This window comes from Streptomyces sp. NPDC028289 (genome assembly GCF_055565975.1).
The window spans coordinates 234,827-250,546 of record NZ_JBVHTI010000010.1 but is presented as its reverse complement, the minus strand read 5'-3'; the positions used below and the strand labels follow the sequence as shown (position 1 = coordinate 250,546).

General features: G+C 73.0%; 15 protein-coding genes. 4 read left to right on the top strand and 11 right to left on the bottom strand.

Going from position 1 to position 15,720, the window contains the following annotated elements; genetic code table 11:
- Nucleotides 1–7: 7 nt before the first annotated feature.
- From ACZ4UV_RS43560 to infC, 4 genes are all read right to left on the bottom strand, one after another.
- Nucleotides 8–862 carry a TrmH family RNA methyltransferase gene (locus ACZ4UV_RS43560; protein ID WP_390046364.1) on the bottom strand — a complete coding sequence of 285 codons (855 nt, stop codon included), beginning with the start codon at nucleotides 860–862 and terminating at the stop codon, nucleotides 8–10.
- A gap of 261 nt (nucleotides 863–1,123) precedes the next feature.
- On the bottom strand, nucleotides 1,124–1,507 hold the full coding sequence (gene rplT / locus ACZ4UV_RS43555; RefSeq protein ID WP_006141703.1) for a 50S ribosomal protein L20: 384 nt from the start codon (nucleotides 1,505–1,507) through the stop codon (nucleotides 1,124–1,126).
- Between the two features lie 99 nt (nucleotides 1,508–1,606).
- Entirely contained in the window at nucleotides 1,607–1,801 is a 195-nt protein-coding gene (gene rpmI / locus ACZ4UV_RS43550) for a 50S ribosomal protein L35 (protein ID WP_046726698.1), read from the bottom strand.
- Between the two features lie 133 nt (nucleotides 1,802–1,934).
- A complete protein-coding gene (gene infC / locus ACZ4UV_RS43545; RefSeq protein ID WP_351499651.1) occupies nucleotides 1,935–2,606 on the bottom strand; it encodes a translation initiation factor IF-3 in 672 nt (223 codons plus the stop codon).
- A 376-nt stretch (nucleotides 2,607–2,982) separates the two neighbouring features.
- On the opposite strand from infC, the gene ACZ4UV_RS43540 reads away from it, so the two are divergent.
- Nucleotides 2,983–3,357, top strand: coding sequence for a DUF1844 domain-containing protein (locus tag ACZ4UV_RS43540; protein WP_217550395.1), 375 nt, complete (start codon nucleotides 2,983–2,985; stop codon nucleotides 3,355–3,357).
- A gap of 7 nt (nucleotides 3,358–3,364) precedes the next feature.
- Here the strand turns inward: ACZ4UV_RS43540 and ACZ4UV_RS43535 are convergent, their stop codons facing one another.
- Nucleotides 3,365–4,099 carry an SseB family protein gene (locus ACZ4UV_RS43535; RefSeq protein ID WP_467845938.1) on the bottom strand — a complete coding sequence of 245 codons (735 nt, stop codon included), beginning with the start codon at nucleotides 4,097–4,099 and terminating at the stop codon, nucleotides 3,365–3,367.
- Between the two features lie 150 nt (nucleotides 4,100–4,249).
- Between ACZ4UV_RS43535 and ACZ4UV_RS43530 the strand changes: the two genes are divergently transcribed.
- Entirely contained in the window at nucleotides 4,250–5,248 is a 999-nt protein-coding gene (locus ACZ4UV_RS43530; protein WP_467845934.1) for a serine hydrolase, read from the top strand.
- A gap of 122 nt (nucleotides 5,249–5,370) precedes the next feature.
- Here ACZ4UV_RS43530 and mycP read toward each other — a convergent pair whose 3' ends face one another.
- Complete coding sequence (gene mycP, locus ACZ4UV_RS43525; RefSeq protein WP_451022766.1) at nucleotides 5,371–6,531, bottom strand: type VII secretion-associated serine protease mycosin; 1,161 nt, start codon at nucleotides 6,529–6,531, stop codon at nucleotides 5,371–5,373.
- On the bottom strand, nucleotides 6,528–7,391 hold the full coding sequence (locus tag ACZ4UV_RS43520) for a hypothetical protein (protein WP_390046258.1): 864 nt from the start codon (nucleotides 7,389–7,391) through the stop codon (nucleotides 6,528–6,530). The genes mycP and ACZ4UV_RS43520 overlap by 4 nt, the downstream gene beginning before the upstream one ends.
- Before the next feature lie 1,854 nt (nucleotides 7,392–9,245).
- Between ACZ4UV_RS43520 and ACZ4UV_RS43515 the strand changes: the two genes are divergently transcribed.
- Nucleotides 9,246–10,448, top strand: a complete 1,203-nt coding sequence (locus ACZ4UV_RS43515) for an amino acid deaminase/aldolase (protein ID WP_451022765.1) — start codon at nucleotides 9,246–9,248, stop codon at nucleotides 10,446–10,448.
- Here ACZ4UV_RS43515 and ACZ4UV_RS43510 read toward each other — a convergent pair.
- Genes ACZ4UV_RS43510 through ACZ4UV_RS43495 form a run of 4 tightly spaced genes read right to left on the bottom strand, consistent with a single transcriptional unit; the run spans nucleotide 10,445 to nucleotide 14,837 of the window.
- Nucleotides 10,445–11,248, bottom strand: coding sequence for a DUF2510 domain-containing protein (locus ACZ4UV_RS43510; protein WP_467846501.1), 804 nt, complete (start codon nucleotides 11,246–11,248; stop codon nucleotides 10,445–10,447). The two genes, ACZ4UV_RS43515 and ACZ4UV_RS43510, sit on opposite strands and share 4 nt — an antisense overlap.
- Nucleotides 11,249–11,296: 48 nt before the next feature.
- Nucleotides 11,297–12,088, bottom strand: a complete 792-nt coding sequence (locus tag ACZ4UV_RS43505) for a 3-oxoacyl-ACP reductase (RefSeq protein WP_351490287.1) — start codon at nucleotides 12,086–12,088, stop codon at nucleotides 11,297–11,299.
- On the bottom strand, nucleotides 12,085–13,464 hold the full coding sequence (locus ACZ4UV_RS43500) for an aldehyde dehydrogenase family protein (RefSeq protein WP_451017190.1): 1,380 nt from the start codon (nucleotides 13,462–13,464) through the stop codon (nucleotides 12,085–12,087). Before ACZ4UV_RS43500 ends, ACZ4UV_RS43505 begins: the two co-directional genes overlap by 4 nt.
- Before the next feature lie 8 nt (nucleotides 13,465–13,472).
- On the bottom strand, nucleotides 13,473–14,837 hold the full coding sequence (locus ACZ4UV_RS43495; RefSeq protein ID WP_451017191.1) for a glutamine synthetase family protein: 1,365 nt from the start codon (nucleotides 14,835–14,837) through the stop codon (nucleotides 13,473–13,475).
- 108 nt (nucleotides 14,838–14,945) lie between these two features.
- Between ACZ4UV_RS43495 and ACZ4UV_RS43490 the strand changes: the two genes are divergently transcribed.
- Nucleotides 14,946–15,680, top strand: coding sequence for a FadR/GntR family transcriptional regulator (locus tag ACZ4UV_RS43490; RefSeq protein ID WP_181807830.1), 735 nt, complete (start codon nucleotides 14,946–14,948; stop codon nucleotides 15,678–15,680).
- Nucleotides 15,681–15,720: the final 40 nt, after the last annotated feature.

Sequence of the window (15,720 nt, the reverse complement as noted above, 5' to 3'; positions counted from 1 at the left end):
CACCCTACTAGCTCTCGGTGACGGAACGGCACCCTCCGGAGGCGCGCTGTGCACGGGCCGATGCGTAGAGACATACGGCGGCGGCGGTGGCGAGGTTCAGGCTCTCGGCCTTCCCGTGGATCGGGACGCGCACGACGGCGTCCGCCAGCGCGCGGGTCTCCTCCGGGAGCCCCCAGGCCTCGTTCCCGAACACCCAGGCGGTGGGGCCGCCCATGGTCCCCTTGTCGAGTTCGTCGTCGAGGTCGTCGGTCCCGGCTCCGTCGGCGGCGAGGATGCGCACACCGACGCCCTTCAGCCCGGCCACGGCCTGCTCGACGGGGACGCCGACGGCGACGGGCAGGTGGAAGTGCGAGCCGACGGACGCCCGGACCGCCTTCGGGTTGTACAGGTCCACGGACGCGTCGGTCAGTACGACCGCCTCCGCCCCGGCGGCGTCGGCGCACCGCAGCACGGTGCCGGCGTTGCCGGGGTCGCGGACGTTGGCGAGGACGGCGACCAGCCTGGGGCGGGCGGTGAGGATCTCCTCGAACGGCGTGTCCAGGAACCGGCACACGCCGACGAGCCCCTGGGGTGTCACGGTGGTGGAGATGTCGGCGATGACGTCCTCGGCGGCGAGGTGGATCCGGGCGCCGGCGGTCCGCGCTTCTCCGATGATGTCGGCGTACCGCTCCGCGGCCTCGACGGTCGCGAACAGCTCGACGAGCGTCGCCGTGTCACCGACCCGATGCCCCGCCGCCTCCCGCACGGCCTGCGGCCCCTCGGCAAGAAACAGCCTCTCCTTCCCCCGGAAGTTCCGCCGCCCCAACCGCCGGGCAGCGGAGACACGCGCGGAACGGGGGGAGATCAGCTCGGGGGTGGGCATGTTGTCGTTCACCTTCGGAGACATCAGTAACTTTCTTACCGCCGGGCCGACAGTTTCGCTTGCCCGCGTTGGCGGGGTTCCGCTGCGCCCACCCGTGCCGCCCTGGGGGTACCCCCGGCCGAAGGCTGGGGGAGGAACTGCGCGACCAGCCCCCACCGGCCCGCGGCCGAAGGACCGGCTGCAGCGAGCGGCAACAGCAGGACCCGCAAGCCATGAAGCCTGCGGGTCCTTCAGTCACGTCGGCCTAGAGCCAGCGCGGCGTCACGCCGCCTTGGGGGCGTTGACATCCGACGGCAGCGCCTTCTGGGCCACCTCGACGAGCGCGGCGAACGCGTTCGCGTCGTTGACCGCCAGCTCGGCCAGGATCTTGCGGTCGACCTCGACGTTCGCGGCCTTCAGACCCTGGATGAAGCGGTTGTAGGTGATGCCGTTGGCGCGGGCAGCGGCGTTGATGCGCTGGATCCACAGCTGACGGAAGTCGCCCTTGCGCTTCTTGCGGTCGTTGTAGTTGTAGACCAGCGAGTGGGTGACCTGCTCCTTGGCCTTGCGGTAGAGGCGCGAACGCTGACCGCGGTAGCCGGAGGCCTGCTCGAGGATCGCCCGGCGCTTCTTGTGGGCGTTGACTGCCCGCTTGACGCGTGCCACTTTTTAACTCCTTGTAGCGGGGCCGCGGTTGGACTCACGCGGCCCGGAAACGACTGGGTCCCGGTACTGCTGACTCAGGCGCCGGCAGGCGCCCGCGTGTCACTTGCCGAGAAGCTTCTTGATCTTCGCGGTGTCACCCGGGGCCATCTCGGCGTTGCCGGTGAGGCGACGCGTCACACGGGACGACTTGTGCTCGAGCAGGTGGCGCTTGCCGGCGCGCTCACGCAGGACCTTGCCGGAGCCGGTGACCTTGAAGCGCTTGCTGGCACCGCTGTGCGTCTTGTTCTTCGGCATAGCGCCGTTATCTCCTCGTCGGTGGCGTTCCGGTGCCCGGTCGTGAAACCGGGCACGGTGGAACGTCGCTCTTGTATCGGTTACGTCCTGGGACTCGCGCCCCTGGTGCTGACCTGGGGCGTTGACCCCGGGATCACGCCTCGGCGGGCTCCTCGGCAGGCGCCTCGGCCGCTTCGACCTCGGCGGCGTTCTGCGAGCGGCCGGGGTTGGCCTTCGCATCCGCCTTGCGGGCCTCCTGCGCCTGACGGGCCTCGGCCATCGCCTCGGTCTTCTTCTTGTGCGGACCGAGAACCATGATCATGTTCCGGCCGTCCTGCTTCGGGTTCGACTCGACGAAACCGAGGTCCTGGACGTCCTCCGCGAGCCGCTGCAGCAGTCGGTAGCCCAGCTCGGGCCGGGACTGCTCGCGACCACGGAACATGATCGTGATCTTGACCTTGTCGCCCTGCTTGAGGAACCGGACGACGTGACCCTTCTTGGTGTCATAGTCGTGCGGGTCGATCTTCGGCCGGAGCTTCATTTCCTTGATGACCGTGTGCGCCTGGTTCTTGCGCGCCTCACGGGCCTTCATGGCCGACTCGTACTTGAACTTCCCGTAGTCCATGAGCTTGCACACGGGCGGACGGGCGTTCGCCGCGACCTCGACCAGGTCCAGGTCGTACTCCTGCGCAAGCTCCAGCGCCTTGGCAAGCGGAACAATCCCGACCTGCTCGCCGCTGGGACCGACAAGTCGCACCTCGGGAACGCGAATCCGGTCGTTGATGCGGGGCTCGGTGCTGATGGATCCTCCTCGGTAGCACCACACGACAGCCTGGCGGGCAGCCGCGTAACGTCTGTTTCCGTAAGACCTAACCGCACCGAAGCAGAAAAAATGCCCCGGACGATCACAGGCGGGGCTCCTCGAACTACCGGAACACCGCCGCGAGGATCGCGGGGCGCAGAATCGGACGGAACGCCGTCGCCGCGAACGGCGAAGCGACCGCCTGACCGGTGACCCGCCGCCCGTGGGGCAGTCAGGTGGGAGTTCGAAGCCTCCACTTGTGGGCCGGTTCAGCTAGCTGTGAGGCATACCTGTCCGGCCGGTCGTTTCACAAGGCTAGCAGCAAAGGCGGGACAGGGCTAATTGAGACGACCTGGGGCTAAGTAAGAGCCCCCGCACCCCTGCGCCTATCGTGTGGGGCATGAGTGAGACGCCCCTTCCCGGCCCCGGTGACGCCGGGCAGCCCGACTTCGACGAGATGACCCGCGACATCGCCGAGGTCCCCGCGGTCGAGGTGATCGTGACGGTCGCCGTCAACCTGATGAGCGCCGCGGCCGTGAAGCTCGGTCTGACCGAGGAGGGGGACAAGTACAAGGACCTGGACGAGGCCCGCAAGCTGGTCACCGCCCTCGCCGGCCTGCTCGACGCGTCCGCGACCGAGATCAGCTCCTTCCACGCGGCCCCGCTGCGGGACGGCCTGAAGTCGCTCCAGCTGGCCTTCCGCGAGGCCTCGATCGTCCCCGACGAGCCCGGCCAGGGCCCCGGCGAGAAGTACACCGGCCCGGTCTACGGCTAACCGCCGCTCAGTCTCTTACGTACAAGGGCTCGCCCGGAGGCGTGGTCCCGGCCGGCAGCAGTGCCAGGTCGAGGCCGCGCACCAGGCGGGCCCGCAGTGTCTCGTCGGCGGCGAGCCGCTCGGCGACGGCCCGGGCGGCCTCGGCGGGCGGCGCGGCGGCCGGGTCGAGGACCAGCGCCAGCGTCCCGTCGGCCGCCCCGGGCCCGAGGTGGGCCCGGAGCACGGCGGGCTCGGCGGCCACCGCGGCCCGGACGGCCCCGACCACGGCCGGGTCGGCGAGCGGGTCGGCGCCCGTACGCCCCTCGGCGAGGGCGAGCAGCGCGGCACCGGTCAGCTCGAACGGCACCGGCCCCGACAGGTCGAGCACCACCGTGTCGGCCTTCTCGTGCGCGGCCGCCTGCAGCGCCTGGTGCAGGGGTACGGCCACGGGCCGGGCCGCCGGGTCCCAGCGGGCCAGCGACTCGGTGGAGGTGAAGGCCGGCAGGGCGGTGCGGTGGCCCGCCTTCAGGGTGGGGACGGCCATGTCGCTGGTCTTCTCGCGGCGCAGCCCGTTCTCGTCCTCCTCGACCTCGCCGAGGACGGCGACCACCGGGACCAGGAGCCGGGCGCCCTTCAGCGCCTCCAGGACCGGCGCGACGGCGCTGCGGTCCGCGGCCCAGGCGGCCAGCGCGGCGGCCAGCCGGGGGTCGGCGGAGCCGTCGTCGTCGGAGAAGCCGGAGTCGGGAATGTTCTTGTTCGCCACGGTCCCCGACCCTATCGGTGGGATCCTGCTGCGGTTGTGCGGCCCCCGAAACCGGTTCGACACGGCTTTCACGGGAATCTCAGATTTCCCTGACCTACTTCTAACTTCCAACAAACGGCTCGCACAGTCCCCGCCCCGAGCATCGCGGGCATGGAGTCCCCCAGAGCCACCTCAGGATCCCGCCGGGCCGGCCGCCGCGCCCGGCCCCGGCGCCGGGCCCTTCTCTACGTCTCGCTCGCCACGGTCGCCGTGGTCGGGGCCACCGCGGCGGGGACGGTGTACGTGAAGGCGCACGCGCACGGCAACGCCGTATCCTCGGCGGCGTCGCCGGCGCCGTCCTCCTCGGCCTCGGCTTCGGCGAGTGGGGAGGCATCGGTGGAGCCCGTGACGGAGCCGGCCGTGGACCGGGACGCGCTGCTGAGTACGGCGCTGGGGAAGGTGACCGTGCCGTCCGGGGCGAAGGTCTCCGCGGCCGTCCTCGACCTGGACTCCGGCGACAGCGCGACCCACGGCGACTCGGCCTTCGACACCGCGAGCATCGTCAAGGTCGACATCCTGGCGACGCTGCTGCTGCAGGCGCAGGACGCCGGCCGGCATCTGACGGCGGCGGAGAAGGCGTACGCCACGAAGATGATCGAGAACAGCGACAACACGTCGGCGTCCCAGCTGTGGGACGTCATCGGCACGGCGGCGGGCCTGGACGCCGCGAACAAGCGGTTCGGGCTGACGTCGACCGAAGGGGGCGACGGCGCGCTGTGGGGGCTCACCCAGACCACCGCGGCCGATCAGCTCACCCTGCTCCAGCAGGTGTTCGGGGACGACTCGAAGCTGAGCGAGGCCTCGCAGGCGTATGTCCAGGGGTTGATGAAGACGGTCGAGTCGGACCAGCGGTGGGGGGTGTCGGCCGCCGCCGACGGTTCGGAGTACGCGCTGAAGAACGGGTGGCTGGCGCGGAGCACGACCGGGTTGTGGGACGTCAACAGCATCGGGCGGGTGACGGTGGGCGGGACGGACTATCTGGTGGCCGTGCTGTCGAAGGGGACCGTGAGCCAGGCGAAGGGGATTTCCTTGGTGGAGGCGGCGGCGAAGGCGGCGGTGGGGTCGTTCACGGAGTCCTCCGGGTCGGCGTCTGCTTCGGCTTCGCAGTAGGTAGGGGGAGGGTTCCGGGGCTCGCGGGCGGGTGCGGGCCGGTGGGGGCTGGTCGCGCAGTTCCTCCCCCAGCCTTCGGCCGGGGGTACCCCCAGCCCCCTGACGGGGCGCTCCGGACCGGGTCAGATTCTTCTGCGGCCTCTCCACAGGACCACCGCCGCCACCAGGAGTACGCCGCCCGAGCCGCCGGCCAGCGGTGCTGCCCAGTCCGTCGCGCTGGTTGCCTTCGGTGCGGGGTCCGGGCCGGAGCCGAAGTACTTCTTGCTGTAGGAAGCCGACGTCAGGTTCTGCGTCTTCAGCCTGGCCGCGGCCTTGATGGCTGCCGCCGGGTCGATCATGCCGAAGCCCCGGGAGTCGTCGCGGCCGCCGGCCGGGGCGTCGCGGGCGGTGTCCTCCAGGAGTTTCTTGATCTGGGCCGGGGTGAGCCCGGGGTGGGCGGCCTTGACCAGGGCCACGGCACCGGAGACGAAGGCGGAGGCGGCGCTCGTCCCCCAGCCCTCGTAGTACTTGTGATCCGGGTCGGCGATGACGATGTCGACGCCGGGCGCGCTGATCGTGGCGTACCAGCGGCGGGTGGAGAAGCCGGCGCGGGTGCCGAACTTGTCCACCGCGGTGGCGGCGATGACGCCCGGGTAGGCGGCCGGGTAGGAGATGTGGTCGCCCTTGTCGCCGCCGTTGCCGGCCGAGGCGACGACCACGACGTCCTTCTTCAGGGCGTACTGGATGGCCTCGTCCTCGCTGGGCTCGGGGTGCGCGGAGTCGGAGTCGTCGCCGAGGGAGAGGTTGATGACGTCGGCGCCGTGGTCGGCGGCCCAGCGGATGCCCTCGGCGAGGGCGTTGCCCCGGGTGGAGCGGGCCTTGGCGCGGGCGCTGTCGCCGTCTTCGAGGATGACCCGGACGGGCAGGATCCTGGCCTCGGGCGCGACCCCCATCACGCCGTCGCCGTTGCCGACACCGTGGCCGTGACCGGCGATGATGCCAGCCATGGCGGTGCCGTGCCGGGCCCAGTCGCGGTCGCCCGGCCCGGCGCCGAAGCCGATCATGTCCTTGGCGGCCAGGACGTTGCCGACGAGGTCCGGGTGGTCGGCCTCGACGCCGGTGTCCAGGACGGCGACGGTGATGCCCCTGCCCTTGGTGGTCTGCCAGGCCTCGTCGAGGTGCAGCGCGGACAGGCCCCACTGCTGGGCGCGGATGCTGTCCGCGTACGCGGTCGTGGACGGCAGCAGGGCGAGCGAGCCGGCCAGCAGCAGGCTCACGGCGGCCCCGGTTGCGCGGCGCTTCATGAGGGCGTCTCCGTTGCCGGTCCTGCGATGTTCTGGCGCAGTCGCCGTTCGATGCGGTCGGCCAGGCCCTGCGCCTCGTTGCCGAGGCCGGCCTGGGCCGCGGCCGTGGTGGCGCCGGACGCCTCGGCGTCGGCGGCGGGCTGCGGGGTGTCGACGGTACGGCCGTCGGCCCAGCCGGAGACGGCGTAGGCGACGACCGGGGCGTCGGCGAGCACGGAGATGGTCCAGGAGGCGCGCTGGTGCGGGCCGAACCGCTCGGCGGCGGTGTCCTTCGCGGCGTACGGGAGGGGCAGCAGATCGGTACGGCGGTCCAGGCGCTCGCTCGTGAACCGCTTGGCGAGGGCGGCCATACCCGCCGGGTCGGCCTTCGTGAACAGCAGGCCGACGGTCGTCACGTAGCTCTGGGTGGCGTCGGTGTAGGTGGCGCGGATCAGGCGCTGGCAGCCGACGGGTGCGAGGACCTTGCGCAGCAGCGGGTCGAAGGCGCCGGTGCAGCCGGTGGCCGGGGCGACGGCGATCCTGGTCCAGGCGCGGTCGGCTCCGCCGGGGCCGGCGCCCGTGCCCTGCACGGTGCGCGGGAAAAGCTCGTCGACGGGCACGGTGTGCCAGAGGCCGGAGGCGGAGCTGAAGCTGGTCGCCGCGCCCGCGTCGGCGCCGTCGTCGATGATCCAGCCGCCGGTCACCGCGCCGCCGATGAGGCCGAGGCCGAGGACCATGCAGGCGGCGGCAGCGGCGGTACGAGGCGCCACGCGACCGGCCAACGACAGCCCCCGCCCACGCTCGTCGTACCCCTCGGGCTCACCGAAGGTCACAACGGGCCGTTCCCGGCCGGGGGTTCCCGCGGAGGCGGTCCAGGACATCGAGGGATCCGGGGCGGGGCCGAAGGGGTACGGCGGCGGGGCGGTGTCGCGGTAGGAAGGTGGAACGGGAGTGGGGGCGGGAGGCGGCACGGTGGCGGAGTCCGGCCGGGCCGGGGCAGCCGGGGGCCGTGGCGGCGCTCCCGCCGCCGGGCGTGCGGGACCGTCGACGGCCGGGAACGCGGCACCGGTCGCCGGCGAAGCGGCGGGACGCGTCGGGGCAGCGCTGTCCGGGAGCCCCGCCGGACGCGGCGGAGCGGAGACCGCCGGTCCACCCGGCCGGGGCGGTGCCTCGCCCGTCGGGGCACCGGACGCCGGAGGCACCGTCGGACGCGGCGGAGCACCGGTCGCCGGGACGCTGGTCGGACGCGGGGGTGTACCGGCCCCCGGACCGCCCGTCGTACGCGCGGCCCCGTCGGACGCGGCGGACTCCACGGGACGCGGGGGAACACCGGTCGACGCGCGCCCCGCCGGAGGCGCTGCGGCGGCCGCCGCCGGAGGATCCGCGGGACGCGCCGGGGTACCGGCCGACGGAGGGCCGGCCGGGCGTGGTGGGGTGCCTGCCGTCGGGGCGGCCTGCGGGCGCGGTGGCGCGTCGGCGGACGGAGACTGGGCCTGGCGGGGTGGCGGCGGGGCGGTCTTCGGGGGTGACGTGGGGCGTGGCGGGGCGGTCGGGACGGGGAACGTCCGCATGTGCGGGCTCCACGCGCTGCCCGAGTCCTGCGCGCCGATGGCGCTGGTCGGGTAGTCGCCGCGCGACGGTTCGAGCCGTCCGGGGGCGGCCGCGCCGGACGTGCCCCCGGTCGTGTCGCCCGACGGCGCGGACGGGGTGCCCGGGCGCGCGGCCGGCGGCCCTGCGGCGGCACGCCGCTCGTCCGACGACGACTCCGGTTCCGCCGCCGCGCGAAGGGGGCGCGGCGGGGCGGTCGGTTGCGACCCGGAATCCACGCGCCGCGGCGACGGGCCCGCACCGTACGACAGCCGGAACGGCGCGGTCCGCCCGGTCTCCCGGCCGGCAGGCGCCGGGGGCGTGTCCGGGAAGCGGGCCGAGGCCGGTGGTGGCGGCGGGGATGCGCTGGAGGCGTCCTGGGGCGGCCGGCCCTGTGGGGGCCGGACGCTGGGATGGCGGGGCCGGACGATGCGTTCGGCGGACGTCGAACGGCTCACGGCCCGGTCCCCCGCACCCTGCTCGACCTGCCCCACCGCACCGCCCCGACTCGTCCGGTCATCACGACTCTGCTGCCCGCCGGGCCGTCCCGGCAGCTGGTCCTGCCCGGTGGCCCCGCCCCCACCAGTGGATACGTCCGGCCGCTGCGACCGGTTCATCCGGGTCGGCAGGTCGAAGAACCCGGGCCGGTCCGCCCGGCGGGACGCGTCGGCCGGGTCCGGGACATCGCCGCGGCCGGTCAGGCCGTTGCCCGGCCGGTCCGATCGGCCGGACGCGTGGGCGGTGCGCGGTACGTCGCTCCGGCCGGTCCCGCCGTTGCCCGGCCCGGTCCCGTCGGCCGCCGGCGCAGGCTCCCCGGGGGGCTCCGTCGGGGTGTGGTCGGGCGAGGGGCGTCCTGGGATCGGGGCGTGCCGCGCTTCGCCGCTCATGCGCCCCCCGTTTCCTCGTGCCCGGGCCACTCCTCGTACGGGCCGTCGTGCTCCCCGGCGCGAAGTCGTCCGCCCCGGGCACGCATACCCGCACGCGCGGGTGCGCATCCCGGCGCGGGTCGGGCGACCGGGCCGTTCCGCCGTTCGTGCGCGTCACTCTACGGGTTGTGCGAGCGCGAACGGCAACCAGTCCGCGGGCCCGCGGCATCTGCCCGGATCGTCCCCCTACCCTGCGGTAATCCTGTCTGGCAGGCTTCGTTCATGACTGCGCGCGCCGCCGACCGGGCCCGTTACGACCGGGCCACCGCCCATCTGGACGCCCCCCTCGCGATCGTGGATCTGGAGGCCTTCGACGCCAACGCGGACGATCTCGTACGCCGGGCCGGCGGCAAGCCGATCCGGGTCGCGAGCAAGTCCGTGCGCTGCCGCCACCTGCTGGAACGGGTGCTCGCGAAGGAGGGTTTCGCGGGGATCATGTCGTTCACGCTCGCGGAGTCCCTGTGGCTGGCGCGCTCCGGGTTCGACGACGTCCTGCTGGCGTATCCGTCCGCCGACCGGAGCGCGTTCGCCGAGCTGGCCGCCGATCCGAAGCTGGCCGCCGCCGTGACGGTGATGATCGACGACCCGGCGCACCTCGACCTGATCGACGCCGCCCGGGACGGCGGGAGCGAAGTGGTCCGGGTCTGCCTGGAGTTGGACACCTCGCTGAAGCTGTTCGGGGGCCGGGTGCGGGTCGGGGCCCGGCGCTCGCCGCTGTACTCCCCCGCCCAGCTCGCCGACCTGGCCCGGACCGTGGCCCGGCGGCCGGGCTTCAGGCTGGTCGGGATCATGGGGTACGAGGGGCACATCGCCGGGGTCGGCGACGATGTCGCCGGCCGGCCGCTGCGCTCCCGCGCGGTGCGGCTGATGCAGGCCACCGCCCGCCGTGAACTGGCCGAGCGGCGCGCCGCGGTGGTGCGGGCGGTCCGGGCGGTGGCACCGGACCTGGAGTTCGTCAACGGCGGCGGCACGGGCAGCGTCCAGACCACGGCCGCGGAGGCCGCGGTCACCGAGATAGCGGCCGGGTCGGGCCTGTACGTGCCGCGCCTCTTCGACAACTACACGTCGTTCACCGGCCGTCCGGCCGCGCTCTTCGCCATGCCGGTGGTACGGCGCCCCGGTGTGGGGGTCGTGACCGTCCTCGGCGGCGGCTACCCGGCCTCGGGCGTCGCGGGCCCGGACCGGCTCCCGGTGCCGTACCTCCCGGAGGGGCTGTCGTACGACTCCCAGGAGGGCCCCGGCGAGGTGCAGACCCCGCTGCTCGGCTCGACGGCCGACGATCTGCTGATCGGCGACAAGGTGTGGTTCCGGCACGCCAAGGCGGGTGAACTGTGCGAGCGGTTCGCCGAGTTGCAGCTGGTCGAGGGCGACCGGGTGACGGCGACCGTACCGACGTACCGGGGTGAAGGTCACACCTTCCTCTAGCCGACCGGGCGGATGCCGCTGGTGATCTCGTCCATGTCGGACAGCGGCGGTCCGCCCGGGCCCGCGTCGAAGACGAACCGGACGACGACCGGGGCCGGGACGCCGGTGGCGGACGGGAAGGCCACGGACTGGACGTAGCCGCCCGGTCCGTCGGCGGTCCGTACCCGCCAGCGGACCAGGTAGCCGTCGCGGCCCGCCACCGCGACCCGTCCGGACTTGACGACCTGGTGGGACCGGATGCCGCCGAAGGGCCGCCGGCCGCCGGGATCGTGGCCGTAGGCCGCGTCGGCCGCGTCGGGTACGTCCCGTTCGGCGACGGTGCGCGGGGAGGCGCCGTCGGCGCTGCCCGCCGTACGGCTGATGACCTGGCCGTGGCGGCACCGGCCGGTGTGGGCCGGGCAGGCGTAGGTGCCGTCCGTGGTCATCACGACGTCGTCCTGGACGAGGTACGAGGAGCCGGTCCAGCCGGCCGGCACCGGCAGGGTGATGCCGTTGAGCTGGTCGACGACGAGGGAGGGGGGTGCCGCCGCGCTGGGGGCGGCACGGACCGTGGTGCCGGTTCCGCCGCTCGCCTCGTCGGTGCGGAGCACGGTCGCGCCGGAGACTATGGCCGTCGCCAGCACCGCCGCGGCCGATATCAGCGCGACCGCCTTGGCCCGTCCGGACGCCCGCGCCGCCGGGGCCGGCGGCGCGGGGAGGCCGGACGGGGTGCGCCGGTGCTCGGTCCAGGCCCGTCCGTCCCACCAGCACTCCAGGTGCGGGGCCTCGGGGTCGGCGTACCAGCCGGGCGGCGGCGTCATGCTCACTCCCCGACTGTAGGACGGGGGTGGGGGTCGGTACACGGACTCCTAGAGGGGCGTGACGTACGCCCCAGAGATCCCGCCGTCCACCAGGAAGTCGCTGGCGTTGACGAAGGAGGAGTCGTCGCTGGCCAGGAAGGCGACGGCGGCGGCGATCTCCTCGGCCTCGGCGAACCGGCCGAGCGGGATGTGCACCAGGCGGCGGGCGGCCCGCTCGGGGTCCTTGGCGAACAGCTCCTGGAGGAGCGGGGTGTTGACCGGTCCGGGGCAGAGCGCGTTGACGCGGATGCCCTCGCGGGCGAACTGCACGCCCAGCTCACGGGACATGGCCAGGACCCCGCCCTTGGAGGCGGTGTAGGAGATCTGGCTCGTCGCCGCGCCCATCCGGGCCACGAAGGAGGCCGTGTTGATGATGGAGCCCTTGCCCTGCTGCCGCATGTAGGGGATCGCGGCCTTGCAGCACAGGTAGACGGAGGTGAGGTTGACCTCCTGGACGCGCTTCCAGGCCTCCAGTCCGGTCTCCAGGATGGAGTCGTCGTCGGGCGGCGAGATACCGGCGTTGTTGAAGGCGATGTCGACGCTGCCGTAGGTGTCGAAGGCCGTCTTGAACAGGGCCTCGACCTGTTCGGCGTCGGTGACGTCGACCTTCACGAAGAGGCCGTCGACCTCCTCCGCGGCGGCCTTGCCGCGGGTCTCGTCGACGTCGGCGCAGACGACGTGGGCGCCCTCGGAGGCCAGCCGCCGCGCGGTGGCCAGGCCGATGCCGCTGCCGGCTCCGGTGATGACGGCGGTACGGCCGACAAGCCGGCGGCAGACGATGTCAGGGGTCTCAGCGGTCACTGTGCGGGGCCTTCCGTGCTGATGAAGACGTTCTTGGTTTCGGTGAAGGCGGTGAGCGCGTCCGGGCCGAGCTCGCGGCCGATCCCCGACTGCTTGAAGCCGCCGAAGGGGGTCCAGTAGCGGACGCTGGAGTGGGAGTTGACGGACAGGTTGCCGGCCTTGACGGCCTGGGAGACGCGCAGGGCGCGGCCCACGTCACGGGTCCAGATGGAGCCGGAGAGGCCGTAGTCGGTGTCGTTGGCGAGCCGGATCGCCTCGGCCTCGTCCTCGAACGGGATGACGACGGCGACCGGTCCGAAGACCTCCTCGGCGGCTACGCGCGCGTGCGGGTCGACGCCGGTGAGGACGGTCGGCGGGAACCAGAAGCCGGGGCCCTCGGGGGACTTTCCGCGGATGCCGGGCGCGTCCGCGTCGACGTACGAACGGACCCGCTCCAGCTGGGCCCTGGAGATCAGCGGCCCCATGTCCGTCCGTTCGTCGGCCGGGTCGCCGACGGTGACGGACTCGACGGCGGGGGCGAGGAGTTCGACGAAACGGTCGTAGACCGGGCGCTGGACGAGGATGCGGGTGCGGGCGCAGCAGTCCTGGCCGGAGTTGTCCAGGAAGGACATCGGGGCGGCGGCCGCGGCGGCCTCGATGTCGGCGTCGGCGAAGACGAGGTTGGGGCTCTTGCCGCCGAGTTCGAGGGTCACGCGCTTCACCTGGTCGGCGCAGAGCGCCATGATGCGCTTGCCGATCCGGGTGGAGCCGGTGAACACGATCTTGGCGACGCCGGGGTGGCGGACCAGGGCCTCGCCGGCGATGTCGCCGCGGCCGGGCAGCACCTGGAAGAGGTGTTCGGGGAGGTCTGCCGCCAGGGCGAGTTCGGCGAGGCGGAGGGCGGTGAGCGGGGTCGTCTCGGCGGGCTTGAGGACGACGGCGTTGCCGGCGGCGAGGGCGGGGGCGGTGCCCCAGGCCGCGATGGGCATGGGGAAGTTCCAGGGGGCGATGACGCCGACGACCCCGAGGGGTTCGAGGAGGGTGACGTCGAGGCCGCCGGGGACCGGGATCTGACGGCCGGTGAGCCGTTCCACTCCCCCGGCCGCGTAGTCGAGCAGGTCGCGGACGTTGCCGGCCTCCCAGCGGGCGTTGCCGATGGTGTGTCCGGCTTCCCGGACCTCCAACCGGGCGAGTTCCTCGCGGTGTTCGTCGACGGCGACGGCGAACCGGCGCAGCAGGCGGGCCCGTTCGCCGGGCGCGAGGGCGGCCCACCGCTCCTGGGCCCGCGCGGCCCGTCGCACGGCGGTGTCGATGTCCTCCTCCACAGCCCCCGGGACGGTCGCGATCACCTCCTCCGTGGCCGGGTTGAGGACGTCGAGTTCGTACTGTTGCGACAAGGGGTGCCTCACATGCGTTCGAAGGAGCGGCGCAGCTCCCAGTCGGTCACCGCGGCGTCGAAGGCCTCCAGTTCGACGCGGGCCATGTTGCGGTAGTGCGCGACGACCTCGTCGCCGAAGGCGGCCTTGGCGACGGGGCTGTTCTCCCAGAGCTCGGCGGCCTCGCGGAGGGTGGTCGGGACGTGCGCGAAGTCGGCCGTGTAGGCGTTGCCGGGGCAGGCCTCGGGCAGTTCCAGCCGCTGCTCGATGCCGTACAGCCCGGCGGCGACCAGGCCGGCGACGGCGAGGTGCGGGTTGACGTCGCCGCCGGGCAGCCGGTTCTCGAAGCGCAGCGAGCGGCCGTGGCCGACGACGCGCAGCGCACAGGTGCGGTTGTCCTGGCCCCAGGCGACGGCGGTCGGGGCGAAGGAGCCCGGCTGGAACCGCTTGTAGCTGTTGATGTTGGGGGCGTAGAGGAGCGAGAAGTCACGGAGGGCGGCGAGCTGTCCGGCGAGGAAGTGCCGCATCACGTCGGACATGCCGTGCCCGTCGGGGGCGGCGAAGACGTTGTGGCCGTCCGCGTCCGTCAACGACAGGTGGATGTGGCAGGAGTTGCCCTCCCGCTCGTTGTACTTCGCCATGAAGGTGAGGGAGACGCCTTCCTGGGCGGCGATCTCCTTGGCACCGGTCTTGTAGATCGCGTGCTGGTCGCAGGTGATCAGGGCCTCGTCGTAGCGGAAGGCGATCTCGTGCTGCCCGGGGTTGCACTCGCCCTTGGCGGACTCGACGGTCAGCCCGGCCCCCGCCATCTCGTTGCGGATCCGGCGCAGCAGGGGCTCGATCCGGCCGGTCCCGAGCACCGAATAGTCGATGTTGTACTGGTTGACTGGGGTCAGCCCCCGGTAGTTCGCGTCCCAGGCCGCCTCGTAGGTGTCCTTGAACACGATGAACTCCAGCTCCGTACCGACCTGTGCGGTGTAGCCGAGTTCGGCGAGGCGCTCCAGCTGGCGGCGGAGTATCTGCCGGGGCGCGGCGACGACCGGGGAGCCGTCGTTCCAGGCGAGGTCGGCGATGAGCATCGCCGTGCCCGGGTTCCAGGGCACGCGGCGGAGGGTGGCGAGGTCGGGGTGCATGGCGAAGTCGCCGTAGCCGCGGTCCCAGGAGGACATGGCGTAGCCGTCGACGGTGTTCATCTCGGTGTCGACGGCGAGGAGGTAGTTGCAGCCCTCGGTGCCGTGCCGCAGGACCTCGTCGAGGAAGAACCGGGCGGCGAACCGCTTGCCCTGCAACCGCCCTTGCATGTCGGGGAAGGCCAGGACGACAGTGTCGATCTCACCGCCCGCGACGAGGGTGTGCAGCTCCTCGACGCTCAGCGGGGGTGTGCGGTCTGCCACGGGAGCTCCTTCGGCTTCTTTCGCGATGGTGCTGCTGCGCTTCTGCGGCCGGGCGGGGAGCTCTAAGGTATTGAACAGAACCATTGCTTGGGAAGGGGGTACGGCCATATGTCGCTGGACGCGGACGGCGCCCTCGACGACCCGTTGACTCCGGTGCTGCGACCGGTGCGGGCGGGCAACGGCTTCGAGGAGGCGCTGGAGCAGATCCTGCAGGTCGTCCGGCTGGGCCTGGTCCCGGGCGGCGAGCGGCTGCCCGCCGAGCGGGTGCTGGCGGAGCGGCTCGGGATCAGCCGGGTGACCCTGCGCGAGGTCCTGAAGGTGCTCCAGGACCAGGGACTGGTGGAGTCCCGGCGCGGGCGGTACGGCGGGACGTTCGTGCTGCCGCGCACGGACGCCGGCGGCGAGGACGAGCTGCGGCGCCGGATCACCGAGGTCGACATCGAGGACGTGCTGCGCTTCCGGGAGGTCCTGGAGGTGGGTGCGGCGGGCCTGTGCGCGGCGCACGGCCTGACCGGCGAGCAGGCGCTCCGCCTCCGCGAGGCGCTGGCCCGCACCCACGAGGCACCGCTGGCGGACTACCGCCGCCTCGACACCCTGCTCCACCTGACGATCGCCGAACTGTGCGGCTCCCCCTCCCTCACCGCCCAGTACGCGGCCGTACGGGCCACGGTCAACGACCTCCTCGACTGCATCCCGCTCCTGGTCCGCAACCTGGAGCACTCGCAGCGCCAGCACATCGCGCTGGTGGAGGCGGTGCTGGACGGGGACGCGGACGGCGCGCGGGAGATGATGCGGGAGCACTGCGCGGGGACGGCCGCGCTGCTGCGGGGTTTTCTGGCGTAACGGTCGATGGGCGTGTCATAAAGGTATGCACGAACACCTT